The organism is Microbacterium sp. 4-7, assembly GCF_014332665.1.
In the GTDB taxonomy this organism is placed as follows: domain Bacteria; phylum Actinomycetota; class Actinomycetes; order Actinomycetales; family Microbacteriaceae; genus Microbacterium.
This window is the reverse complement of sequence record NZ_MCRH01000006.1, coordinates 150,307-173,816: the sequence shown is the minus strand read 5'-3', so window position 1 is coordinate 173,816 and position 23,510 is coordinate 150,307. Positions and strand designations below refer to the sequence as shown.

Annotated in this window: 23 protein-coding genes; 17 read left to right on the top strand and 6 right to left on the bottom strand. The window is 69.2% G+C overall.

Annotation, left to right across the window (positions count from 1 at the left end):
• Positions 1-197 precede the first annotated feature (197 nt).
• Genes BEP68_RS13260 through BEP68_RS13250 form a run of 3 tightly spaced genes read left to right on the top strand, consistent with a single transcriptional unit; the run spans position 198 to position 3,522 of the window.
• On the top strand, positions 198-1,481 hold the full coding sequence (locus BEP68_RS13260) for a M18 family aminopeptidase (protein WP_187250271.1): 1,284 nt from the start codon (positions 198-200) through the stop codon (positions 1,479-1,481).
• Between the two features lie 47 nt (positions 1,482-1,528).
• The gene (locus BEP68_RS13255) at positions 1,529-2,974 is read left to right on the top strand and encodes a purine-cytosine permease family protein (protein ID WP_056279607.1); all 1,446 of its coding nucleotides are present in this window, start codon (positions 1,529-1,531) and stop codon (positions 2,972-2,974) included.
• Positions 2,971-3,522: a cysteine hydrolase family protein gene (locus BEP68_RS13250; protein WP_187250270.1), complete on the top strand. Its 552-nt coding sequence runs from the start codon at positions 2,971-2,973 to the stop codon at positions 3,520-3,522. The genes BEP68_RS13255 and BEP68_RS13250 overlap by 4 nt, the downstream gene beginning before the upstream one ends.
• Here the strand turns inward: BEP68_RS13250 and BEP68_RS13245 are convergent.
• Positions 3,519-4,229 carry an MBL fold metallo-hydrolase gene (locus tag BEP68_RS13245; RefSeq protein WP_187250269.1) on the bottom strand — a complete coding sequence of 237 codons (711 nt, stop codon included), beginning with the start codon at positions 4,227-4,229 and terminating at the stop codon, positions 3,519-3,521. The two genes, BEP68_RS13250 and BEP68_RS13245, sit on opposite strands and share 4 nt — an antisense overlap.
• 82 nt (positions 4,230-4,311) lie before the next feature.
• Here BEP68_RS13245 and BEP68_RS13240 point away from each other — a divergent pair, with 82 nt between their 5' ends.
• On the top strand, positions 4,312-4,836 hold the full coding sequence (locus tag BEP68_RS13240; protein ID WP_187250268.1) for a TetR/AcrR family transcriptional regulator: 525 nt from the start codon (positions 4,312-4,314) through the stop codon (positions 4,834-4,836).
• A gap of 108 nt (positions 4,837-4,944) precedes the next feature.
• Complete coding sequence (locus tag BEP68_RS13235) at positions 4,945-6,000, top strand: alpha/beta hydrolase (protein WP_187250267.1); 1,056 nt, start codon at positions 4,945-4,947, stop codon at positions 5,998-6,000.
• A 42-nt stretch (positions 6,001-6,042) separates the two neighbouring features.
• Here BEP68_RS13235 and BEP68_RS13230 read toward each other — a convergent pair whose 3' ends face one another.
• Together BEP68_RS13230 and BEP68_RS13225 are read right to left on the bottom strand one after the other, a co-directional pair.
• The gene (locus tag BEP68_RS13230; RefSeq protein ID WP_053097599.1) at positions 6,043-7,416 is read right to left on the bottom strand and encodes a pyridoxal phosphate-dependent decarboxylase family protein; all 1,374 of its coding nucleotides are present in this window, start codon (positions 7,414-7,416) and stop codon (positions 6,043-6,045) included.
• Positions 7,417-7,425: 9 nt separating this feature from the next.
• Positions 7,426-8,133, bottom strand: coding sequence for a TetR/AcrR family transcriptional regulator (locus BEP68_RS13225; RefSeq protein ID WP_053097600.1), 708 nt, complete (start codon positions 8,131-8,133; stop codon positions 7,426-7,428).
• Between the two features lie 91 nt (positions 8,134-8,224).
• Between BEP68_RS13225 and BEP68_RS13220 the strand changes: the two genes are divergently transcribed.
• From BEP68_RS13220 to BEP68_RS13195, 6 genes are all read left to right on the top strand, one after another.
• On the top strand, positions 8,225-9,265 hold the full coding sequence (locus BEP68_RS13220; RefSeq protein ID WP_187250266.1) for an agmatine/peptidylarginine deiminase: 1,041 nt from the start codon (positions 8,225-8,227) through the stop codon (positions 9,263-9,265).
• Positions 9,262-10,977: an amidase gene (locus BEP68_RS13215; RefSeq protein WP_187250265.1), complete on the top strand. Its 1,716-nt coding sequence runs from the start codon at positions 9,262-9,264 to the stop codon at positions 10,975-10,977. The genes BEP68_RS13220 and BEP68_RS13215 overlap by 4 nt, the downstream gene beginning before the upstream one ends.
• A 98-nt stretch (positions 10,978-11,075) precedes the next feature.
• The gene (locus BEP68_RS13210; RefSeq protein WP_053097603.1) at positions 11,076-11,930 is read left to right on the top strand and encodes a tryptophan 2,3-dioxygenase; all 855 of its coding nucleotides are present in this window, start codon (positions 11,076-11,078) and stop codon (positions 11,928-11,930) included.
• Positions 11,930-12,988: a hydrolase gene (locus BEP68_RS13205; protein WP_187250264.1), complete on the top strand. Its 1,059-nt coding sequence runs from the start codon at positions 11,930-11,932 to the stop codon at positions 12,986-12,988. Before BEP68_RS13210 ends, BEP68_RS13205 begins: the two co-directional genes overlap by 1 nt.
• A 1-nt stretch (position 12,989) precedes the next feature.
• Positions 12,990-14,255, top strand: a complete 1,266-nt coding sequence (locus tag BEP68_RS13200) for a kynureninase (protein WP_187250263.1) — start codon at positions 12,990-12,992, stop codon at positions 14,253-14,255.
• Positions 14,245-15,132 (top strand): PaaX family transcriptional regulator C-terminal domain-containing protein, encoded by an 888-nt coding sequence (locus BEP68_RS13195; RefSeq protein WP_072591741.1) that lies wholly within the window; start codon positions 14,245-14,247, stop codon positions 15,130-15,132. Before BEP68_RS13200 ends, BEP68_RS13195 begins: the two co-directional genes overlap by 11 nt.
• Here BEP68_RS13195 and BEP68_RS13190 read toward each other — a convergent pair.
• Complete coding sequence (locus tag BEP68_RS13190) at positions 15,110-16,108, bottom strand: LacI family DNA-binding transcriptional regulator (RefSeq protein WP_053097606.1); 999 nt, start codon at positions 16,106-16,108, stop codon at positions 15,110-15,112. The genes BEP68_RS13195 and BEP68_RS13190 overlap by 23 nt on opposite strands.
• Before the next feature lie 163 nt (positions 16,109-16,271).
• Here BEP68_RS13190 and BEP68_RS13185 point away from each other — a divergent pair, with 163 nt between their 5' ends.
• The 4 genes from BEP68_RS13185 to BEP68_RS13170 are packed head-to-tail and all read left to right on the top strand — an operon-like array spanning position 16,272 to position 21,825.
• On the top strand, positions 16,272-17,567 hold the full coding sequence (locus BEP68_RS13185) for an ABC transporter substrate-binding protein (protein WP_187250262.1): 1,296 nt from the start codon (positions 16,272-16,274) through the stop codon (positions 17,565-17,567).
• Positions 17,548-18,579, top strand: a complete 1,032-nt coding sequence (locus BEP68_RS13180; RefSeq protein WP_082297874.1) for a carbohydrate ABC transporter permease — start codon at positions 17,548-17,550, stop codon at positions 18,577-18,579. Before BEP68_RS13185 ends, BEP68_RS13180 begins: the two co-directional genes overlap by 20 nt.
• Entirely contained in the window at positions 18,576-19,466 is an 891-nt protein-coding gene (locus BEP68_RS13175; protein ID WP_056279587.1) for a carbohydrate ABC transporter permease, read from the top strand. The genes BEP68_RS13180 and BEP68_RS13175 overlap by 4 nt, the downstream gene beginning before the upstream one ends.
• 58 nt (positions 19,467-19,524) lie before the next feature.
• Positions 19,525-21,825 carry a beta-glucosidase family protein gene (locus tag BEP68_RS13170; protein WP_261987863.1) on the top strand — a complete coding sequence of 767 codons (2,301 nt, stop codon included), beginning with the start codon at positions 19,525-19,527 and terminating at the stop codon, positions 21,823-21,825.
• Positions 21,826-21,829: 4 nt separating this feature from the next.
• Here BEP68_RS13170 and BEP68_RS13165 read toward each other — a convergent pair whose 3' ends face one another.
• Entirely contained in the window at positions 21,830-22,315 is a 486-nt protein-coding gene (locus BEP68_RS13165; protein WP_053097609.1) for an FBP domain-containing protein, read from the bottom strand.
• Between the two features lie 311 nt (positions 22,316-22,626).
• On the opposite strand from BEP68_RS13165, the gene BEP68_RS13160 reads away from it, so the two are divergent.
• Complete coding sequence (locus BEP68_RS13160; RefSeq protein ID WP_187250261.1) at positions 22,627-22,974, top strand: hypothetical protein; 348 nt, start codon at positions 22,627-22,629, stop codon at positions 22,972-22,974.
• A 24-nt stretch (positions 22,975-22,998) separates the two neighbouring features.
• Here BEP68_RS13160 and BEP68_RS18245 read toward each other — a convergent pair whose 3' ends face one another.
• The gene (locus BEP68_RS18245) at positions 22,999-23,178 is read right to left on the bottom strand and encodes a hypothetical protein (RefSeq protein ID WP_261987848.1); all 180 of its coding nucleotides are present in this window, start codon (positions 23,176-23,178) and stop codon (positions 22,999-23,001) included.
• Here BEP68_RS18245 and BEP68_RS18240 point away from each other — a divergent pair.
• The gene (locus BEP68_RS18240) at positions 23,177-23,437 is read left to right on the top strand and encodes a hypothetical protein (RefSeq protein WP_261987847.1); all 261 of its coding nucleotides are present in this window, start codon (positions 23,177-23,179) and stop codon (positions 23,435-23,437) included. The two genes, BEP68_RS18245 and BEP68_RS18240, sit on opposite strands and share 2 nt — an antisense overlap.
• Positions 23,438-23,510 lie beyond the last annotated feature (73 nt).

The following is a 23,510-nucleotide window of genomic DNA, read 5'->3' as shown; positions in this document are numbered from 1 at the left end:
GACGGCGCTCCTGCGGAGGGGCACCGTGGCGCCGCTCGGACCAGACGGGACGAACCCCGGAACCCTAGGCGCTATCGAGATCGACCGTACCGGCCGATGGTGACGAGAAGGTGAACGACCGCCATCCGACCGTCGCGGAGATCGCGCATCGAGTCGCCGATTACGATCGAAGGACCGCCCCTGCAGGAAGGTCGCTCATGCCCGTCACCCCGGACGCTCTCGCCCACGCCGAGGATCTCGCCGACTTCGTCGCCGCCTCGCCCTCGAGCTATCACGCCGCCGCCGAGGTGGCCAGGCGCCTCGAGGATGCCGGTTTCACGCGGCTCGAAGAGGATCAGGCCTGGGATGTCGCCCCCGGCGGACGCTATGTCGTCGTGCGAGACGGTGCCGCGATCGCGTGGACGGTTCCGGGGGACGCCACCGCGACCACGCCCGCTCACATCCTGGGTGCTCACACCGACTCCCCCGGCTTCAAGCTCAAGCCGCAGCCGACGACCGGTTCGAGGGGCTGGCTGCAGGCGGCCGTCGAGGTGTACGGCGGTCCGCTGCTGAGCTCGTGGCTCGACCGCGAGCTGCGTCTCGCCGGACGGCTGGCCCTCGCCGACGGACGCGTGGTGCTCGCCGACACGGGAGCGCTGCTGCGGCTTCCCCAGCTCGCGATCCACCTCGACCGCGAGGCGAACACGGGCCTCGCGCTCGACAAGCAGTTCCAGACGCAGCCCGTCTGGGGCCTCGGCGACCCGACCCAGGAGGACATCCTGGCCGAGCTCGCCGGTTCGGCCGGCGTCTCGGCATCCGACATCCGCGGTTACGACGTCGTGATCGCCGACACAGCGCGCGGCGCGATCTTCGGCAAGGACCGCGCGTTCTTCGCTTCCGGCCGACTCGACGACCTCGCCTCGGTGCACGCCGGCGTCGTCGCGCTCGAGAAGATCGATACGGCAGTCAGCGGACCGATCGCGATCCTCGCGGGGTTCGACCATGAGGAACTGGGCTCCAACTCCCGCTCCGGCGCGGGCGGCCCCCTGCTCGAAGACATCCTCGGCCGCGTCTACGACGCGCTCGGCGCCGACGCCTCCGAGCGTCGACGCGCGTTCTCCGCGTCGTGGTGCCTGTCGAGCGACGTGGGCCACTCGGTGCACCCGAACTACGTGCACAAGCACGACCCCGTCGTGCAGCCGGTGCTCGGCTCGGGACCGATCCTCAAGCTCAACGCAAACCAGCGCTACGCGACGGATGCCGTCGGCTCCGCCGCCTGGCGCGGCTGGTGCGAGACCGCCGACGTGGTCACGCAGGAGTTCGTGTCGAACAACAACGTGCCGTGCGGCTCGACGATCGGCCCGATCACGGCCACGCGTCTCGGCATCCGCACGGTCGACGTCGGCATCCCGATCCTGTCGATGCACTCGGCGCGCGAGCTCGCCGGCGTCTCGGACCTGCACGACCTCACCCGCGTCGCCGGAGCTTTCTTCGCCGGCTGAGCCCTGCCGACGCCCTCGCGGGCCCTGCGCAGTGCCAGGATGATGGCATGACGGACATCAAGCCTGCTCTCATCGAGCGCGCGGGCATCGAGATCATCCCCGAATCCGAGCGCACCGCGAAGCCGAGCGACCTCTTCTGGCCGTGGTTCGCGGCGAACGTCTCGGTGTTCGGCATGTCGTACGGCTCGTTCGTGCTGGGCTTCGGCATCTCGTTCTGGCAGGCGACCCTCGTGTCGATCATCGGCATCGTCGTGTCGTTCCTGCTGTGCGGACTGATCGCGATCGCCGGCAAGCGCGGTTCGGCGCCTACCATGGTGCTGTCCCGTGCGGCGTTCGGCGTGCAGGGGCAGAAGGTTCCGGGCATCGTCTCGTGGCTGACGTCGATCGGCTGGGAGACGTTCCTCGCGATCATGGCCGTGCTCGCCACGGCCACCGTCATCACGCAGCTCGGAGGTGACGGCGACAGCATCGCGCTGAAGATCACCGCCACCGTGATCGTCGCCGCGCTCATCGTCGCGGCATCCGTGCTCGGCTATCACACGATCATGAAGCTGCAGTCGGTGCTCACCTGGGTCACCGGCATCGTGACGGTGCTCTACATCGTCCTCGCCGCTCCGAGCATCGACATGGCGGCCGTCCTCGCGCGTCCGGACGGCGGGATCGGACAGGTCACCGGCGCACTCGTCATGGTCATGACCGGCTTCGGCCTCGGCTGGATCAACATCGCCGCCGACTGGTCGCGATACCAGAAGCGCACGGCATCCGACGGAGCGATCGTCCTGTGGAACACGATCGGCGGCTCGGTGGCTCCTGTGATCCTCGTGATCTTCGGTCTGCTGCTCGCCGGATCCGACGACGAGCTCAGCGCGGCGATCGCCGCCGACCCGATCGGCGCGCTCGCGACGATCCTGCCCATCTGGGTGCTCGTTCCGTTCCTGCTCACCGCCGTGCTGGCGCTCGTCTCCGGCGCGGTGCTCGGCATCTACTCCTCGGGCCTCACGCTGCTGAGCCTCGGCATCCGCATCCCCCGCCCGTCCGCGGCGGCGATCGACGGCGTGATCCTCACGATCGGCACGATCTACGTGGTGTTCTTCGCGACCGACTTCCTCGGTCCGTTCCAGAGCTTCCTCATCACGCTGGGCGTGCCGCTGGCGTCATGGGCCGGCATCCTGATCGCCGACATCCTGCGCCGCAAGAAGGACTACGACGACGAGGCGCTCTTCGACAGCCGCGGCCGCTACGGCGCGTGGGACTGGATCTCGATCGGCACGATGGTGATCGCGAGCGTGATCGGCTGGGGCTTCGTGCTCAACGGATTCGCGGATGCGGCGCCGTGGAACAACTGGCAGGGCTACCTCCTCGGCCTCGTCGGGGGTGTCGACGGCGACTGGGCCTATGCCAACCTCGGGGTCTTCTTCGCCCTCGTGCTGTCGTTCGTCGTGACCTGGTTCGCCCGGGCCGGAAAGATCCGCGCGCAGGAGGCCTCGGCGTGAGCGACGGTCCCTGGCTGGTCGTGATCGACCCTCAGCGGATCTTCGCGTCGCCCGGATCTGCGTGGGGATCGCCGTTCTTCGCCGATGCGATGCCGCGCATCCGCGAGCTGGCCACGGCCTTCGGCGACCGCGTGATCGTGACGCGCTGGATGCCGACGGCAGACCGCTCGACCTCGTGGGGCGCCTACTTCGCCGCGTGGCCGTTCGCCGACCAGCCGCCGACGGATCCGCTGTTCGACCTCGTCCCCGACGCGGCCGGGCTGTCGCCGCATCCGACTCTCGACCTGCCGACCTTCGGCAAGTGGGGCGCAGAGATCGAGGCGGTCGTCGGCCGAGGGGCGCACGTCGTGCTGGCGGGTGTCGCGACCGACTGCTGCGTCATCTCGACCGCACTGGCCGCAGCGGATGCCGGAGCGCACGTCATCGTGGTCGGCGATGCCTGCGCGGGATCGACGGCGGAGAATCATGCGGCCGCGATGCAGGTGATGGGTCTCTACCCGCCGCAGATCACGATCAGCGACACCGCCTCCGTGTTGTCGGGGCTCTAGCTCCCCGCGCGCACCGCGGCCGCGATGTCGGCGGGCGACCCCCGCCACGGAGCTCCGTGCCCGGGCAGCACCCATGATGCCGACACGGCGGCCAGCCTGTCGAGAGACGCGATGGCCTCGGTCGGCTCATCCGTGAACGGCGCGGGCTGAGGACCGACCTGCCCCGTCAGCACATGGCGCGTGGTGAGGGCGTCGCCGACGAACACCGCGTCCGCTGCGGGAATGTGCACCGCGATGCTGCCCGGCGAGTGTCCCGGCATCCCGATGATGACCGGAGATCCCGGCAGGTCGAGGACCTCGCCGTCGGCGACCGTCATGACGTCGGTGACATGGCGCGTGCGCAGCCCCTTCTTGCGCACGCCATAGGCGAGAAAGCCGAGCAGTGGACCGACGCGAGCGGGTCCCATCGGGGTCTTCGGCTTCTCACCCGTGCGCACGCGGTGCGCGTCTGCGCTGTGGATGAAGATCGGCACGTCTGCTTCGCTGCGCAGCCGCTCGGCGAACCCGATGTGGTCGCTGTCGCCGTGGGTCAGGACGAGACCCCGGATGTCGGAGAGCGGGCGCCCCAGTTCTGCGAGGGTGCGCTGCAGATCGTTCCAGTGGCCGGGCAGCCCGGCGTCGACGAGCGTGATCCCCTCGGGCAGATCGATGAGGTATGACGCGACGATGTCGTTGCCGAGTCGATGCAGGTGCGGTGCGAGCTTCATGGCCGTTCCCTTCGCGGTGGCTTATGATGGCTAGACTACGTAGCTATCATAGCTAATGTCAATAGCCATGAAGGAGACCCGGATGCCGACCCCCGAACGAACCTCGCTGGCGGCAATCATCGACGCCGGTCGCGACATCCTCGAATCCGCCGGACCCGCGGGACTCACCATGCAGGCGGTCGCCGAGCGAGTGGGCGTCCGCGCACCTTCCCTCTACAAGCGGATCCGCGATCGTGACGCTCTGCTCTCCGCAGTGGCGGAGGCCTCGGCCGACGCGCTGACGGTCAGGCTCGACGCCGCAGGCGACGAGCTCCCCCTCCTCGCCACCGCATACCGCACCTTCGCGCACGAACGCCCGCACGCGTTCCGCCTGCTGTTCACCGCCTCCGCGCCCGAAGACGCCCTGCACCGGACGTCTGTTCCGGTGCTGCGCTCATGCGCCGCTCTCGTCGGGCCGGATCGGGCGCTCGATGCGGCCCGGCTCTTCACCTCCTGGGCGACAGGGTTCCTGCAGATGGAACTCGCCGGAGCCTTCCGTCTGGGCGGCGACGTCGACGAGGCGTTCGACTACGCGGTGGAGCGCATACTCGCGGGACTGACCGCCTGAGAGGTCGGAGCACCCCGCTCGGTGGCCTGCCGATCTCACCGCTCGGCGAGCGGCTGCGCCGAAGAGCAACCGGAATACTGCCAAGATGATGCGCGGAGAGGGGTTTCCATGACCGCGAGCGCGCACGACGACGGATCCGTCCACCCGACAAAGGGTCGTCGCCCCTGGCATCGCACGAAGGTGGCGGTCGGAATCGTGCTGATCGTCGTCGCCGTGGTGACGATCATCGGCGCGCTCACCCCCTGGCCGTCCGCGATGGTCATCCGCGCGGTGTTCACCCGGGGCGGCGACGAGACTGCCGCCGAGATGGACAAGCACGTGCCCGACACCGAACTCACCGAGAAACTCGATCTCGCGTATGCGGACGGCGGCGCCGACACCACGATGGACGTCTTCACACCGGCATCCGCCACGGGCCCGCTTCCGACCGTCGTCTGGATTCACGGCGGCGCCTGGATCTCGGGATCGAAGGAGAACGTCGACCCGTACATGCGGATCCTCGCTGCGGAGGGCTACACGACCATCGCCGTGAACTACACGATCGGACCCGAAGGGGTGTATCCGCTCGCCGTGCACCAGCTCAACGACGCGCTCGCCTACATCGACGCGCACGCCGACGAGCTGGGCGTCGACCCGACCCAGATCGTGCTCGCGGGCGACTCCGCCGGAGGTCAGCTGGCCAGTCAGATGGCGACGCTCATCACGAGCCCCGACTACGCCGAGATCATGGACGTCACCCCGGCGCTCCAGGCCGAGCAGGTGGTGGCGACCGTGCTGAACTGCGGCGTCTACGACCTGGCCGCACTCGCGACGCTCGACGGCATCGCCGGTTGGGGGCTGAAGACCTCGATGTGGGCGTACTCAGGCACCAAGACCTGGGCCGAGGACTCGACCGGTGCCACGATGTCGACGATCGACTGGGTCACCGAGGACTTCCCGACGACCTACATCTCGGGCGGCAACGGCGACGGTCTCACCTGGCTGCAGTCGATCCCCATGGCCCAGCGGCTCGACGCGCTCGGCGTCGACGTGACGACCCTCTTCTGGCCCGCGCCGCACGAGCCGCAGCTGCCCCACGAATACCAGTTCCATCTCGACATGCCGGATGCGCAGACGGCCCTGCAGAAGACCATCGACTTCCTGGACGCGCACACCACCCGCTGACGGGGGCGGAGTCGGCGTGGGCCGTCTTTCGTGTCCCGCTGCCTACTTCATCGTGTCGAGGATGCCGACGAGGTCGTCGAACGTGGTGAGCGGATTGAGGATCGCGAAGCGGGTGTTCGGGCGGCCTCCGTGCGAGCTCGGCACGACGAACGCACGCTGCGAGTCGAGGAGCTCGTCGGACCACCGGTCGTAGTCGCCGCGTTCCCAGCCCTCGCGTTCGAAGACGACGACCGACAGCTGCGGGTCGCGCACGAGACGGAGCTCGGGCCGCGCGGCGATCTCGGCGGCGATCCGCTGCGTCAGAGCGAGCGTCGCGCTCACGGCCTCGCGATAGGCCGTCACCCCGTACGTCGCGAGCGAGAACCAGAGCGGCAACCCCCGGGGGCGCCGGGTGAGCTGGATCGAGTAGTCCGACGGGCTGAAGTCGCCCGCGTCGGTGAGCGTGTCGAGGTATTCGGCGTGTTGGGTGTGCGCGCGACGACCCGCATCGGGGTCGCGGTAGATCAGCGCGCAGCAGTCGAAGGGCGCGAACAGCCACTTGTGCGGATCGACGATCACCGAGTCGGCGCGCTCCACCCCGGCGAAGACACCCCGAGCCTCGGGGGCCAGCATGGCGGTCAGCCCGTACGCGCCGTCGATGTGCAGCCAGAAGTCGAACTCGTCCTTCAGCGCGGCGATGCCGGCGATGTCGTCGACGATGCCGAAGTTGGTCGAGCCGCCGGTGGCGACCACAGCGCAGATCTCGTCGCCGTGCTCGGCGAGTGCGTCGCGCACCGCGTCCGCCCTCAGCACGCCGTCGTCTCCGGCCGGCACGAGCAGCACGTCTGCGTCCATGACCTTCGCCGCCGACTTGTTCGAGGAGTGCGCCTCGACGCTGCACACGATCTTCCAGCGACGAGGCAGCTCCTTGCCCGCGTCGAGCAGCTTCGCCTTCGCCGCCTCGCGCGCCGCGACGAGTGCCGACAGGTTGCCGATCGTGCCACCCTGCACGAACACCCCGCCCGCGGTGTCGGGAAGGCCGAACTCGGAGGCGAGGAACGACAGCACCTCGTTCTCGGCGTGCACGGCTCCTGCGCCCTCGAGCCAGCTGCCGCCATAGAGGCCGGATGCCGAGACCACGAGGTCGAACGCGATCGACGCGATGGTCGGCGCCGTTGGGATGAACGACAGATACGCCGGGTGGCTCGTCGTCAGGCAGGCGGGAGCGAGGATGTGCTCGAACACGCTGAGCGCCCGCTGCGATCCGAGACCCGCATCGGTGATCGTCGTGCCGACCAGACGGTCGAGCTCGGCGGGCGACTGGGGCTTGTCGAGCGGCACATCGGCCGCGAGCATCCGCCGGCGCGAGTAGTCGAGCACTGCATCGACGATCGCCGTCGATTCGGCCGAGGCCGCGTGCATGCGTTCTGCTCCCATGAGCTGTCCTTACCTGAGGGTTTCTGCGGGCTGTGCGGGCTGTGCTGCCCGTCGCGCTGCGCCGGGCTCGAGATCGTCCGACACCGGAACGGAGGGCTCCGGAACGTCCGTCACGGGGACATCGAGCACGGCGGAGAGGGTGCGGCGAGCGAGTGCCGCCCGATCGCGCGGCGCCCAGTGCACGAGCGAGTGGGCGCTCATCCCGTCGACCATGGCGAGCAGCATCCACGCCGACGAATCGGGATCGACCCGCACTGCCGGATCTTCGGCGATCGCCCGGGCGATGAGGTCTTCGAGGGCGCTGTGCCAGAGGTCCATCTCGGTGCGCACCCGGGTGCCGAGCGCCTCGTTGCGGGCTCCGAGCGCCCACGACTGCACCCACACCATCGCCACGTCGTCGCGCGAGTCGTCGAGCAGCGTCTCGATGAGACGCAGCAGATTCGTGCGCAGGTCGACAGTCGGGTCGTAGGAGGAGATGACCTCTTCGCGCTCGGCCGCGACGATCGTCGTGAAGACCTCGGCGACGAACGACTCCATCACGGGCCGGTAGTGGGCGACGAGAGCGGGTGTGACGCCGACCCGCGCAGCGACGGCTCGCACGGTGAGGGCCTCGAGGCCGCTCTCCGAGGCGAGCGATACGGCGCCGTCGAGGATCGAGCGTTCGCGCTCCTCCGGCGGCAGCCTGCGCGGTGCGGCGGCTCTTGACGTGGTCTTCATCACGGGTTACCGTATCACTCGTTGATCGCGTGTTCAATAGCGACAGCGACTCTCGTTGCCGAGGTCGTGATCAGCAGCGAGGGAGACAACCATGGCCTGGCACATGCCCGCCGAGACCGCACCGCACGACCGCACCTGGATGGCGTTCCCCGCCGAGGGGCCGACGCTCGGCGAGACGGCGGCCGAGCGCGACGAGGGCTACGAGACCTGGACCGCCGTCGCCCATGCGGTCGCCGAGTTCGAGCCGGTCACGATGATCGTCGACCCGGCGGAGATCGCCCGCGCCCGGCGGATGCTCAGCGGTGCCATCGACATCGTCGGGGCGCCGGTCGACGAGTTCTGGATGCGCGACTCCGGGCCGACGTTCGTCATCGACGACGAGCGACCCGGCGTGCTCGGCGCGGTGGACTGGATCTTCAACGGGTGGGGCGCACCGGCCTGGGCGCAGTGGCAGAAGGCGGCGCAGCACGCGCGCATCATCGCCGGGGCCGTCGACGCCGAGCTCGTGAGCTCGACCCTCGTCAACGAGGGCGGCGGAATCCACGTCGACGGCGAGGGCACCGTGCTGCTCACCGAGACCGTGCAGCTCGATCCGCGCCGCAACCCCTACGCCGACAAGGCCCGCGTCGAGGCCGAGATGGCCCGCACTCTCGGCACCTCGAAGGCCGTGTGGCTGCCCCGGGGCCTCACCCGCGACTACGACGACTTCGGCACGAACGGCCACGTCGACATCGTGGCGACGATCGTCTCCCCCGGTCGGCTGCTGCTGCACGATCAGCAGGATCCCGCGCACCCCGACCACGAGGTCACCCGCGAGCTGCGCGCGCACCTCGGCGATCAGACCGATGCCGCCGGTCGCCGCTTCGAGATCGTCGACCTGCCCGCGCCCGCGACCCTGCGCGACGGCGAGGGGTTCGTGGACTGGAGCTACGTCAACCATCTGGTCACCAACGATGGCGTCGTCGCGTGCGGGTTCGGCGACGAGAAGGCGGATGCCGCCGCGAGGGCCATCCTCGCCGACGTCTATCCCGGCCGCCGGGTCGTCACCGTCGACGCGCGCCCGCTGTTCGACCGCGGCGGCGGCATCCACTGCATCACCCAGCAGCAGCCGAGCGTGGGGGTGTCCGCATGATCGACGTGGTCGAGGCGTCGATCGCCGACATGCGACGAGCGCTGGAGACGGGCGCTGCCACCTCCGTCGAACTGGTCGACGCCTACCTCGCGCGCATCGCCGCCTACGACGGCCCCGATACGGACACGGCTCTGAACGCGATCATCGTCGCGAATCCCGAGGCACGCACGGAGGCCGAGGCATCGGACGCGAGACGTGCCCGTGGCGAGACGCGGGGGCCGCTCGATGGCATCCCGTACACGGCGAAAGACAGTTATCTCGTGCGAGGGCTCACGGCGGCCGCCGGCAGCCCCGCCTTCGCCGACCTCGTCGCGCAGCGCGACGCGTTCACGATCGAGCGCCTGCGGTCGGGAGGCGCGATCTGCCTCGGGCTGACCAATATGCCGCCGATGGCGAACGGCGGCATGCAGCGCGGCGTCTACGGCCGCGCCGAGAGCCCCTACAACGCCGACTTCCTCACCGCGCCCTTCGCCTCCGGGTCGTCGAACGGCTCCGGCACGGCGACGGCTGCCAGCTTCGGCGCGTTCGGTCTGGGCGAGGAGACCTGGTCGAGCGGTCGCGGCCCGGCCACGAACAACGCCCTGTGCGCCTACACGCCCTCGCGAGGCGTCATCTCGACGCGGGGCAACTGGCCGCTCGTGCCGACGATGGATGTCGTCGTGCCGCACACCCGCACGATGGCCGATCTGCTGGAGGTGCTCGATGTGATCGTCGCCGACGACGCCGAGGTCCGCGGCGATTTCTGGCGCGCACAGCCGTGGGTGTCACTGCCGCAGTCCTCCGAGGTCCGCCCCGCGTCGTACCGCGCGCTGTCCACCGATGCGGCGGCAGCTCTCGACGGCGCTCGCATCGGAATCCCGCGCATGTACATCAACGCCGACTCCGACGCGGGCACCGCCGACGATCCGGGCATCGGCGGCCCGACCGGCCGGCGCATCGCGACGCGTCCGTCCGTGATCGACCGGTGGCAGGCGGCCCGACGGAGCCTCGAGTCGGCCGGCGCGACGGTCGTCGACGTGGACTTCCCGGTGGTGTCGAACTACGAGGGCGATCGACCCGGCGCCCCGACCATCGCCACCCGCGGGCTCGTCACGCCGGAGTACCTGCACCGCGAGATCGTCGACCTGTCGGCCTGGGCCTGGGAGGATTTCCTGCGGGCGAACGGCGACCCGCGGCTGCGCACTCTCGCGGAGGTCGACGGGGCATCGATCTTCCCCCACCCCGAGGGTGCGCTGCCCGACCGCTACACCGGCTTCGACGACGACATCGCCGAGTACCCGGAATGGGTGCGCGAGAACCCCGGCGTCGGATTCGAGGACATGCCCGAGCTGCCGGACGGCCTCCGCGGGCTCGAGGAGACCCGCCGGGTCGACCTCGAGCAGTGGCTGGACGAGCTCGAGCTCGACGCGGTCGTCTTCCCCGCGGTGGCCGACGTCGGGTCGGCTGACATGGATGTGAACGAGTCATCCGCCGACCTCGGCTGGCGCAACGGCACCTGGATCGCGAACGGCAACCTGACCATCCGTCATCTCGGCATTCCGACCGTGACGGTGCCGATGGGTCTGATGGCCGACATCGGCATGCCGATCGGCCTGACGTTCGCCGGCCGCGCCTACGACGACTCGTCGCTGCTGCGACTCGCGGCCGGGTTCGAAGCCGTCGGCGCACCCGGCGAGCGGCGTACTCCCCCGCTGCGCACGCCGAGGCTCTGACCTCGGCGGAGCCGGTCCCACCGCGCGACATTTCACTATTGTGACGCTCGCCACGATTGTTATATGTTCTTCCTGTCCGTCACGACAGGAAGCGACCCATGAGCACCGAGAACAACGAGCGCGAGCTCGAGGCCGGCATCGTCACCGATCTGTCCGGACGCATGACGTACGGGTCGTATCTGTCGCTCGACCAGCTGCTCACCGCCCAGAATCCCGTCAGCGTCCCGGAGCACCATGATGAGCTGCTGTTCATCATCCAGCACCAGACGACCGAGCTCTGGCTCAAGCAGCTGCTGCACGAGCTGTCGTCCGCACGCCAGCTGCTCGCGAGCGACGACCTCCGTGAGGCGCTGAAGAGGGTCGCGCGGGTCAAGCGCATCCAGGACGTCATGACCCAGCAGTGGGCGATCCTCGCGACGCTCACGCCCACCGAATACGCGCAGTTCCGCGGAGCGCTCGGCAATTCCTCCGGCTTCCAGTCGGTGCAGTACCGCGCCGTCGAGTTCGCGCTGGGCAACAAGAACGAGAAGATGCTGAGCGTCTTCAGCGACCACCCCGCGAACCTCGCGCTGCTCACCGCCGAATGGCACAAGCCGACGCTCTATGACGAGTTCCTGCGCTACGCCTCGCGACGCGGCCTCCCGATCCCGACCGAGATCCTCGACCGGGACGTGCGTCTCCCCTACCGCGAAACGCCCGCACTCGTGCCGGCCATCCGTGAGATCTACCAGAACCACCAGCAGCACTGGGATCTGTATGAAGCGTGCGAAGACCTCGTCGACCTCGAGGACAACTTCCAGTTCTGGCGCTTCCGTCATCTCAAGACCGTCGCGCGCACGATCGGCATGAAGGTCGGCACCGGCGGCTCGAGCGGAGTCGGATTCCTGCAGCGCGCCCTCGACCTGACGTTCTTCCCCGAGCTCTACACCGTGCGCACCGAGATCGGCGGCTGATGCACGCGGCGACCTTCTTCGAGGGCGAAGGATGGCGCGACGGCATCATCGACCGCGACGGCGAGCGGATGCGACTCCGCGCCGAGCCTCCCGCCCGCGATCTGCCCCGTCTGGACGGCGTGGTCATCGGCGGCTTCACCGACCACCACGTGCACCTTCAGCTCATCGACCACACGTTGCTCGCGAGCTCGACTCTGGGCCGCGTGGTCGACCTCGGCGCGGACCCGGCCGTCATCGAAGCGCTGTCCCGGGCATCGTCGCCCCACGACTCCGGAGATCTGCGCCACACCATCCCGGATTCTGCGGATGTCCGCCGAGTCGACGCGGGGATGCCGGAGTTCCGGCGAACCGACGCCCCGCACCGTGTCCAGGTCGACTTCGCCGGCGCATTCCTCACTCCCGTCGGCGGGTACCCGAGTGACCGCGCCTGGGCCCCCACGGGATCCTTCCGCGAGATCACGGACGCAGAGACGGCGCGCGCGGCCGTCACCGCGATGGCGGATGCCGGGGCATCCTGCATCAAGGTGGCGAGCAACGCCACCGCAGGCCCCGTCTTCGACGACGACCTGTTCCGCACGATCGTCGACGCCGCCTCGGCCCGCGGGCTGTCCGTGGTCGCCCATGCCGAGGGACCGGGCCAGGCGCAGCGCGCCGCTCGCCTCGGGGCCGCCCGTCTCGCCCATGCACCGTTCACCGAACGGCTCGCCGACGACGAGATCGCCCGACAGGCGGCATCCGTCTCGTGGATCTCGACGCTCGCGATCCACGATGCGGACAGCGAGGAGCGAGCCACCGCGGTCGACAACGTCCGCCGCTTCCACGCCGCCGGCGGAATGGTGCTCTACGGCACCGATATGGGCAACGGTCCGACGCCCGTGGGCCTGAACCCCGCCGAGCTCGCAGCGCTCCGCGAGGCAGGCATCGCGGGCGATGACCTCCTGCGCGCTCTCGCGCCGCTGGACCCGCTCGATTCCGCCGTTCTGCTCCTGAGACTCCCCGGCATCGACGCCGACCCGACACTCGCCCGCCCGCTGACCAGCGCCGATCTGAAGGCATGACATGACCGACTCACCCGAGACCACGACCGCCGCTCCGACCGCCGACAGCACCCTCCTCGACCTCGCGCAGGCTCTCGACGCGGCCGATCCGCTGCATTCGCATCTCTCCGCCTTCGCCGAAGCGCCCGGCGTCGGCGCCTACCTCGACGGCAACTCGCTCGGCCGGCCCCTGAAGGACACCCCCGAGAAGCTCGCCGCATTCGTGCGCGACGACTGGGGCACCCGCCTGATCCGCTCGTGGGACGAGCAGTGGATGGTCCTTCCGATGGAGCTCGGCGATCGTATCGGACGTGTCACCCTCGGCGCCGCCGCGGGTCAGACCGTGGTCGCCGACTCGACCAGCGTACTGATCTACAAGCTGATGCGCGCGGCCGCCACCGCCGACCCCTCGCGCACCGAGCTCGTCATCGAGGCGGGCAACTTCCCGACCGACCGGTTCATGGCCGAGGGCGTCGCCGCCGAGACCGGCATGACGGTGCGGTGGATCGAGCCCGATCCGGTGCTCGGGGTGCAGATGGCCGATGTGGTCGCTGCGGTCTCTGCGAAGACGGCGCTCGTGTCGCTGAGCCACGTCGACTACCGCTCCGGCGCCCTCGCCGACATGCCGGCGATCACCACCGCGGTGCACGAGGTCGGCGCGCTGATGATGTGGGATCTGTGCCACTCGGCCGGCGTGATCCCCATGCAGCTCGACGACTGGGGCGTCGACATGGCCGTCGGGTGCACCTACAAGTACCTCAACGGCGGCCCCGGCTCCCCCGCGTTCGCCTACCTGCGGCGCGAGCATCAGGGCGTGCTGCGCCAGCCGATCCAGGGGTGGTGGAGCGCCGCCGACATCTTCGCGATGGGTCCGCAGTACGAGCCGGCCGGCGACATCCGTCAGCTGCTCAGCGGCACTCCCCCGATCACCTCGATGCTCGCGATGCAGGGCATGCTCGACCTCATCGAGCAGGCGTCGGTCGAGGCGATCCGTGAGAAGTCGCTCTCGCTCACCGATTTCGCGGTCCGCGCCCACGACGAGGTGCTCGCGCCTCTCGGCGTGCGCCTGCTCAGCACCCGCGACGCCGCACAGCGCGGAAGCCACGTGACCATCGGCCACCCCGACTTCCGCGCGGTGACGCAGCGACTGTGGGCCGACGGCATCATCCCCGACTTCCGCTTCCCCGACGGCATCCGTCTGGGGCTCTCCCCTCTCAGCACGTCGTATGTCGAGACGCTCACCGGCGTCCTCGCCGTGCGCGACGCACTGGAGTCGCATGACCGCTGACCGCGCAGAGGCGACCACAGGCCCCGTGCTCGATGACATCGATGCGCGCCCCGGCAGCACCGCCTCCCTCTTGCGCACTCTGGTCGGGCTGTATCTGCGACCTCTCGGCGGCTGGATCTCGACGGCCGACCTGGTCGCCCTCGCCGGCGATCTCGGGATCCCCACGGCGCAGGCGCGCACCGGCGTCACCCGTCTCAAGCAGAAGGGACTGCTGCTCGCCGAGCGCAGGCACGCGGCCGGGTATCTGCTGAATCCGGATGCCGCGACGATGCTCGAGCGCGGCGATCGGCGCATCTTCGAGATGCGCGAGATGACGGATGCCGACAGCTGGTGCCTCATCTCGTTCTCGATGCCCGAGAGCGCGCGAGCCACCCGACACCAGCTTCGCCGTCGCCTGCAGTGGATCGGGGCGGGTGTCGTCTCGCCTGCGCTGTGGATCTGTCCGGGGCATCTGCAGGGCGAGGTGCAGGAGATCGTCGACGACCTCGAAGCGAGCGAGTGGGTGACCCTGTTCCAGGCCGGCACGCCGACGACGGCCCGCACACTGCCCGAGGCCGCCGCCGACTGGTGGGACCTCGAGTCGCTGCGCGCCGAGCACCTCGCGTTCCAGGCCTCGCTCGCGACGCTGCCCACCGCGCCGTTCGCCGCGTATGTGCAGCTGCTCGACCGCTGGCGAGTGCTGCCCTACGTCGATCCGGGGCTGCCGCCGTCGATGCTGCCGGCCGAGTGGCCCGGTCGGCGCAGCGTCGCCGAGTTCCAGAGGCTGTCGACAGAGCTATCGGATGCCGCGTGGCGGCGTGTGCGCGACGTCACGCGACACTCCGCGGCCGGAAGCTCCGCGACCGGCGCCGAGCTCACCGCGGCGGGGCGGTCGTAGCCCGCACCACCAGCCGCGTCGGCAGGATCACGTGCATCTCGTCGACCTCCTGCCCCGCGAGCAGCGTGAACACCATGTCAGCCGCGACCGCGCCGAGTCGCCGCATCGGCTGCTGGATGGTCGTGAGCGGCAGCGCCCTTCTGGTGGCCTCCGGCACGTCGTCGAATCCGATCACCGACAGATCGTCGGGCACCCGCAGACCGAGCTCGTGGGCGACATCGATGACCGCGATCGCGGAGAGGTCGTTGGCGGCGAAGATCGCCGTGGGACGCGAGTCGCCGCTCAGCATGATGCGGGCGGATTCCCTGGTCGCGTCGAGCTCGTAGCGACCAACACCGATGAGGGACGGATCGAGGGGGATCCCCGCGTCCGACAGTGCCCTGCGATACCCGGCGTCGCGCAGCCCGGCCGAGCGCAGGTCGGGGCGACCGGCGAGGAAGCCGATGCGGCGGTGGCCCAGTTCGATGAGGTGTCTGGTCGCGACGAGCGCGCCTCCGAAGCTGTCCGACTCGACCGTGGGCAGGTCGGCCCGGCCCGTGTGCGGGTCGATCGCGACGACGGGGATCTCGGTGCCGGCGCTGACGACCGTGGGCGTGACCATGATCGCGGCGTCGATGAGCGTGCCGGAGAGCCTGCTCAGGGATCGGCGTTCCCATCCGTCGCCCGCGCCGAGGTGGGAACCGCTGTACGCGAGCAGATCGAAGGAGGTGTCGTGCACGGCCGAGCCGACGCCCTTCAGGATCTCGGCGCTGAAGGGTTCGAAGTCCGCCAGCAGCACGCCGATCACACCGGTGCGCCGCGCGCGCATGCTGCTCGCCACGAGGCTCGACTCGTAGCCGAGCTCCTTCACCGCGTCGAGTACGCGCTGCACCGTGGCATCCGCGATCCCGTACCGGCCGTTCACCGCCTTCGAGACGGTCGACACAGACACTCCCGCCGCTTTCGCGACGTCATGGATCGTCGTGCGTGCCCCCATGAGACGCCAGCGTAGTCTCCCGCCGATCGCGATGGAAACTGTTTTCGAAAACGTTTGACGATCGAGCGCGTCCGCCGGAGACTCATGCCACTGCGGTCTCACCAGAGTGTCCGCAGGCGCCCCGCAGTGACGCGGCGCGCAACTCGATGAGGAGAACGATCACATGAACAGCAGAAGGCTCCCCCTCGCCTCCGCAGTCACGGTCCTGGCCGTCGGAGCGCTCGCGCTCTCGGGCTGCACCGCGGACTCGTCCGGCTCCGGTGACGGCGGCGACACCAGCATGACCCTGTGGCACAACTCGACGACGGGCCCCGGAGTGGAGTTCTGGGAACAGACCGTCGCGGATTTCGAGAAGGACAACCCGGGCGTCACGATCGACATCCAGTCGATCCAGAACGAGGATCTCGACGGCAAGCTGCAGACCGCCCTCAACTCGGGCGACGCCCCCGACATCTTCCTGCAGCGCGGTGGCGGCAAGATGGCGGCGATGGTCAAGGCCGGCCAGCTCAAGGACCTCACCGACGCCATCGACGGCCCGGCCGCCGACGAGATCCCCGATGCGTCGTACTCGGCGAACAGCCTTGACGGCAAGATCTACGCCATGCCCGTCGCCGTGTTGCCCGGCGGCCTCTTCTACAGCCAGGACCTCTTCGACCAGGCCGGCATCACCGAGAACCCGACGACCCTCGAGGAGCTCGAGGTCGCCACCGAGGCGCTGAAGGCGGAGGGGATCGACCCGATCGCACTCGGCGCCAAGGACGCCTGGCCCGCCGCGCACTGGTACTACTGGCTGGCGCTGCGCGAATGCAGCTCGGACACCCTCGCCGCCGCGGCGGACGAGATGGACTTCAGCGACGACTGCTGGGTGCGTGCCGGTGAGGACCTGCAGGCGTTCGCCGAGACCGAGCCCTTCAACTCCGGATTCCTGACGACTCCCGCACAGCAGGGCGCGGGCAGCTCGGCCGGCCTCATCGCGAACCACCAGGCCGCCATGGAGCTCATGGGCGCCTGGAACCCCGGCGTGATCGGCTCGCTCACCCCTGATCAGAAGCCGCTGGCCGACCTCAGCTGGTTCCCGTTCCCCGAGGTCGAGGGCGGAGACGGCGAACCCGGCTCCATGATGGGTGGCGTCGACGGCTACTCGTGCTCGGTGGATGCACCGGACGCCTGCGTCGACTTCCTGAACTACATCGGCACCTCGGACGTGCAGACCGCGTACTACAAGGCGTTCAACGCCCCGCCCGTCAACACGGTCGCTCAGGAGGCCGTCACCGAGCCCTACCTGCAGACGATCCTCGAGGCGTACAACGCTGCCCCGTACGCGACGCAGTGGCTCGACACCGTCTACGGCCAGAACGTGGGCAACGCGCTGAACGTCGCCGTGGTCGACCTGCTCGCCGGCAACAGCAGCGCGGAAGACCTCGTCAAGGCTGTGCAGGATGCCGCAGCGAAAGCGTGACATGCGTGCCCGGCTGGAAGTGATCCTTCTGGCCGGGCCCGCCCTGCTCGTGTTCCTCGCCTTCGTCATCTTCCCGGTGCTGATGGCGGCGTACTACGGGTTCTTCAGCTGGCAGGGCTACGGCCCTCCCACCGACTTCGTCGGGCTGAAGAACTACCTCACGATCCTCCAGGATCCGCTGTTCCACGACGCGCTCGCGCACAACGGGTTCATCCTGGTGTTCTCCCTCGTGCTCCAGGGCCCGATCGCCATCGTGCTGGCGCTGCTGCTCAACCGCAAGATGCGCGGCCAGTCGCTGATCCGCGTGCTGATCTTCGTCCCGTACGTGATCTCCGAGGTCGTCGTGGGCACGGGGTGGAGCCTGATGCTGCAGACCAACGGCGCGATCAACGCGATGCTGACGAACATGGGCCTCGGGTTCCTCGCCACCGACTGGCTGTCGGATCCCGGCATCGCGATCTGGACCCTGATGGCCATCATCACGTGGAAGTACATCGGCTTCGCGGTCATCCTGTTCCTCGCAGGCCTCCAGGGCATCCCGGAGGAGCTGCACGAGGCGGCGGCGATCGACGGCGCGTCCTACTGGCAGATCCAGTGGCGCATCACTCTGCCGCTCCTCGCGCCGACTCTGCGCATCTGGGCGTTCCTGTCGATCATCGGCTCACTGCAGCTGTTCGACCTCGTCTACATCATCTGGGGCCAGTACATCGCTTCCACCGCGGGTACGTCGACCATGGCGACCTACATGGTCTCCGAAGGCCGCAACGCCGGCAACTACGGCTACGGCAACGCGGTCGCGGTCGTCCTGTTCCTCATCTCGCTCGTGGTCGCTCTCATCTATCAGCGTGCGGTGCTGCGCAAGGACACCGACGGCGCCCTCACGGGTGCCTCGGGTCGCAAGCGCGGCTCCCGGTCGCGCGCGTCGCAGGATGCCGTCCCGCAGGATGCCGTCGCAGACGCAGACGCCGACTCCGGTGCAGACGCCACCACACAGAAGGAGTACGTCCGATGACCGCCACCTCGGTGCTCGTCACCCAGCGACCCGCACGTCTCGGACGCCCGGGTCGAACCGCCACGCCGAAGCTCCCGTGGGCGCATCCGACCGTGTACTTCGTCGCGCTGATCGCCGTCGGACTGATGCTCGCGCCCATCGCATACATCATCACCGGCGGGTTCCGCACGAACGCGCAGATCACGACCGACCCGTCGGGGTTCCCGTCTCCCTGGGTGGTGTCGAACTACCTCGACGTCCTCACCGGCGACGTGTTCTGGCGGCTCGTGGGCAACTCGACGATCGTCGCCCTCGCGACCACCGTGGGCACCGTCGCTCTCGCGCTGATGGCGGCATACGTGCTCGCTCGATACCGGTTCGCCGGTCGCGGCGTGCTCTACGCCTTCTTCGCCGCGGGCCTGATGTTCCCGCTGACCGTGGCGATCACGCCGCTGTACATCGTGGTGCGCAGTCTCGGGCTGATGAACTCGCTCGGCGGAGTGATCCTGCCGCAGATCGCCTTCGCCCTGCCGACGACCATCATCATCCTCGTGCCGTTCCTCCGGGCGATCCCCGATGAGATCGAGGAGGCCGCGTTCATCGACGGATGCAGCCGCATCGGGTTCTTCTGGCGGATGGTGCTGCCGCTCTCCCTGCCGGGAGTGATCACGACCGGCATCCTGGCGTTCATCGGCAGCTGGAACGGCTATCTGCTGCCGCTGTTCATCCTCAACGACGCCTCGGCGTTCACCTTGCCGCTCGGCGTGCAGTCGTTCGCCTCGCAGTACTCGGTCGACACCGCGAAAGTGCTGGCATTCACCTCCCTGTCGATGATCCCTGCGCTGATCTTCTTCAGCCTGTTCGAACGGCGGATCGTGGGAGGGCTGACCGGTGCTGTCAAGGGCTGACACGGTCGCCGTCGCGACCCCACACGTCGACGAGAACGAGAACGAGAAAGAGAACAAGATGTCGCAGTACGCAGGCGCCGCGCCGCGCTCGCCCCGCGTCGAGGAGCTCCTCGCGCGGATGACCCTCGAGGAGAAGCAGGCGCAGCTCGTCGGCTTCTGGGTGGACCAGGGCGTCGAGGTCGTCGCGCCGATGTCGGGCGAGAGGAAGAGCTCGACCCGCTACGAGGACGCCTCGGAGCACGGGATCGGTCACCTCACCCGGGTGTACGGCACGCGTCCGGTCGACCCTGTGGAACGCGCCGAGTGGCTGTGGGCCGAGCAGCGCCGCCTGAAGCAGCAGACCAGACTCGGCATCCCCGCCATCGTGCATGAGGAGTGCCTGACCGGTCTCGCCGCCTGGAAGGCAGCGACCTTCCCGACGCCGCTCGCCTGGGGCGCCGCGTTCGACCCCGAGCTCGTCGAGGAGGTGGGCCGAGCGGTCGGATCATCGATGCGCGCACTCGGGATCCATCAGGGCCTCGCTCCCGTGCTCGACGTCATCCGCGACCCCCGTTGGGGCCGGGTCGACGAGTGCATCGCCGAGGACCCGCTGGTCGTCGGCCGGGTGGGCACGGCGTATGTCCGCGGCCTCCAGTCGGAGGGCGTGCACGCGACCCTGAAGCACTTCATCGGATACTCCGCCTCGAAGGCCGGACGCAATCACGCGCCCGTGAGCGCGGGCGTGCGAGAGATCGAGGACGTGCTGCTCCCGCCGTTCGAGATGGCGATCCACGAGGGCGGCGCCCGCAGCGTGATGAACTCCTACGTCGACATCGACGGCGTTCCCGTCACGGCAGACGCGCACTACCTGACCGGCATCCTGCGCGATCGCTGGGGGTTCGACGGAGTGGTCGTGTCGGACTACTTCGCGGTCGACTTCCTCTACAGCATGCACCGCGCAGCCGCGGACTCAGCGGACGCCGCCAGGCTCGCGCTCACAGCGGGAATCGATGTCGAGCTGCCCTCGCCCGACGCCTTCGTCACGCTCGCCGATCAGGTGCGGGACGGTCGGCTCCCGGTCGAGATCCTCGACAGGGCCGTGGGCCGGGTGCTCGCGCAGAAGGAGGAGCTCGGGCTGCTGGATGCCGACTTCGACACCCCTCCGACCGCGATCGACCTGGATCCGGCAGAGCACCGTGCGCTCGCGCGCCGTCTCGCCGAGGAGTCGATCGTGCTGCTGAGCAACGACGGATCCCTGCCGCTCGCGCCCTCGACCACCGCGAGGATCGCCGTGATCGGGCCGAACGCCGACAGCGCCGAAGCGCTGATGGGGTGTTACTCGTTCGTCAACCATGTGCTCGCACATCACCCCGACACCCCCGCAGGCATCGATCTGCCGACGGTCGCCGGCTCGCTGCGCGACGAGTTCCCCGCCGCCGAGATCGTCTCGGCGATCGGATGCGATGTCGAGGGCTCCGATCGCTCCGGCATCCCCGCCGCGGTCGACGCCGCCTCCGCTGCCGACGTCGCCGTCGTCGTGGTGGGCGATCGCGCCGGCCTCTTCGGACGAGGCACCGTGGGCGAGGGCAACGACGTCGAGGACCTCGAGCTCCCCGGCGTCCAGCGCGAGCTGGTCGAGGCCGTCGTCGCGACCGGCACTCCTGTGATCCTCATCGCGATGACCGGACGTCCGTACGTCCTCGACTGGGCGCTGCCGACCCGTGCGGGCGCCGCCGGGACCATGACCGGCCTCGGAGCAGTCGACGGCTCGGCCGTGGCGAACGAGGCAGCCGCGGGCATCCCCGCGGCTGTGCTGCAGACGTTCTTCCCCGGCGAGGAGGGCGGCCCCGCGATCGCGCGGCTGCTGAGCGGTCGCGTCGCTCCGTCGGGTCGGCTGCCGGTATCGCTGCCGCGTTCGGCGGGAGCGCAGCCGTACTCGTATCTGCACCCCGTGCTGGGCGGGCTCACGGATGTCACGAGCGCCGACTCCACGCCCGTGCGGCCCTTCGGCTTCGGTCTCAGCTACACGACCTTCGCCCACGATCAGCTCACCGCACCCGCATCGGTCACCTCGGGGGAGAACTTCCGGGCGACGGTGCGCGTGCGCAACACCGGCGAGATCGCCGCGACGGACGTCGTGCAGCTCTACGCGCACGACGAGGTCGCGAGCGTGACCCGTCCGGTCGCCCAGCTGCTGGACTTCCGGCGGGTCGCGCTCGCGCCCGGCGCCGAGCAGATCGTCGAGTTCGACGTGCCCATCGACCGGCTGGCCTTCACCGGGCTCGACGGCGTCAAGCGGGTCGAAGCAGGAGCCAAACGCCTGTGGGTCGGCGGCGCCTGTGACGAGGAGGAGACGGTCGCCCGGCTCGAGATCGTGTGAGGCGTCAGCCCTTCACACCCGCGATGAACGCGCTCACGTGCTCCTGGAGCTTCAGGATGCGCATCTCGCGGGCGAGCTCGCGGTCGTAGCCCTCGTAGGCGAGCGGCGGCAGCACGCGCACGTTCTGCGAGCATCCGAACTCCGCGCAGACGAGAGTGCCGATGCTGTCGCCCTTGCGGCCGGCCGGACCCGCCTTGCGGGCGACGTACAGCTGCACGTCGTTGCGCAGGGTGACGTCCTCGCACCAGGAGCACTGGGCTCTGGCCGTGACGCGCTGCTCGGCGCGCTGCAGGATCACGCCGGTGAGGACGTCATCGACCCAGGCGACGACATAGGAACGTCGAGGGAGCTTGGGGTCGACCCAGCCGAGGTAGTCGAGCTTCTCGACGTCGAGGTCGGCGAAGCCGGCGGGCAGGGTGAGATCGGAGACCTCCTTGCGGGAGGCGTTGATGAAGGAGGCGCGCAGGGTGCGCTCGTCGATGGGACGCATGGGTCGGTGCTTTCGTGTGGGCCGCAGCGGGCGGCGGAAGAGGAATGGAGGACGGCATCCGCACGGATGCCGGGCACGACGTGGTTCCGGGGACGGGATGTTCCGCCTCCGGCCGATCGTCAGCCTCTGTCCGTGGCGCTGAACGCGCCCACGGCTCCATTCCGCGCTCGATCCGGAATCCGGAGAGCGCTCTTCGACAACAGCACCCCGAGAGTCTACGCCCGTTTGTTTCGGAGCATGTCGGCTCGGGTTTCCTCGCTGCCACGGCCGACCTACTCTTGCCGGAACGTCCGCTCATGAAGGAGACCACCGTGTCCACGCCGCTGAACCGCCTTTCGCCTCTCTCGGTGCGTGAGCGTTCTGCGTGCATGTGCCGCCACGGCTTCGCGTGCTCCTCGTTCCAGGCGGGTCACGCGCTGCACCTGATCCAAGCGCGCATCGCATCGGCGACCCCGACCGAATGGGCCGACGCGATCGTCGAGCACGCCGACGCGGCGACCGGCGAGCTGACCGTGCGCACCCTCGACGGGGCGACTCACGCACTGTGGAACAGCGGCGGCGCAGCGCTCGAGGCTCCTGCGGGCACGCCGATCGCGCTGCACGTGCGCTACGGCGTGCTGGCCGTCGGTCGCACGCAGTTCAACGTCGCGCTCTCCTGAGGGCGCCGTGCGCCTCGCTGCCGCTCAGGCGGCCGCCATCATCATGTCCTTGACGGCCATGCACGCGTCCATGCAGTCCTTGCAGGTCTGAGCGCACATCTTGCACACCTCGCTGTGGTCGGCGTGCGCCATGCACTCATCCATGCACGTCTGACACATCGCGATGCAGGCGTCGAGCATCGCCATCATCGACGCAGGGGTCATGCCCTGCATCCGCATCATCGACCGCATCATGGTGTTGCACATGTCCGCGCAGTTCATGCATGCCGGCGAGCAGTCCATCATCTGCGTCGAGCACACCGTGCAGGCCTGCTCGCAGGCCGAGCACGCGTCCATGCAGGCCTGGATGACCGACATGTCCATGGTCGCCATGTCGGGCATCGACATCATGTTCGAGCGCATGGCGCCCATCATCATCGAGTCCATGTTCTACCGCTTCCTTCGTCGACCGCAGCCGAGGTGAGAGCGGGCAGGACCACCCGCCTGGGGCCAGGCTAGTCGTCGCCGACGTCCGCGTCGACGGGGAGGTGGCGCTG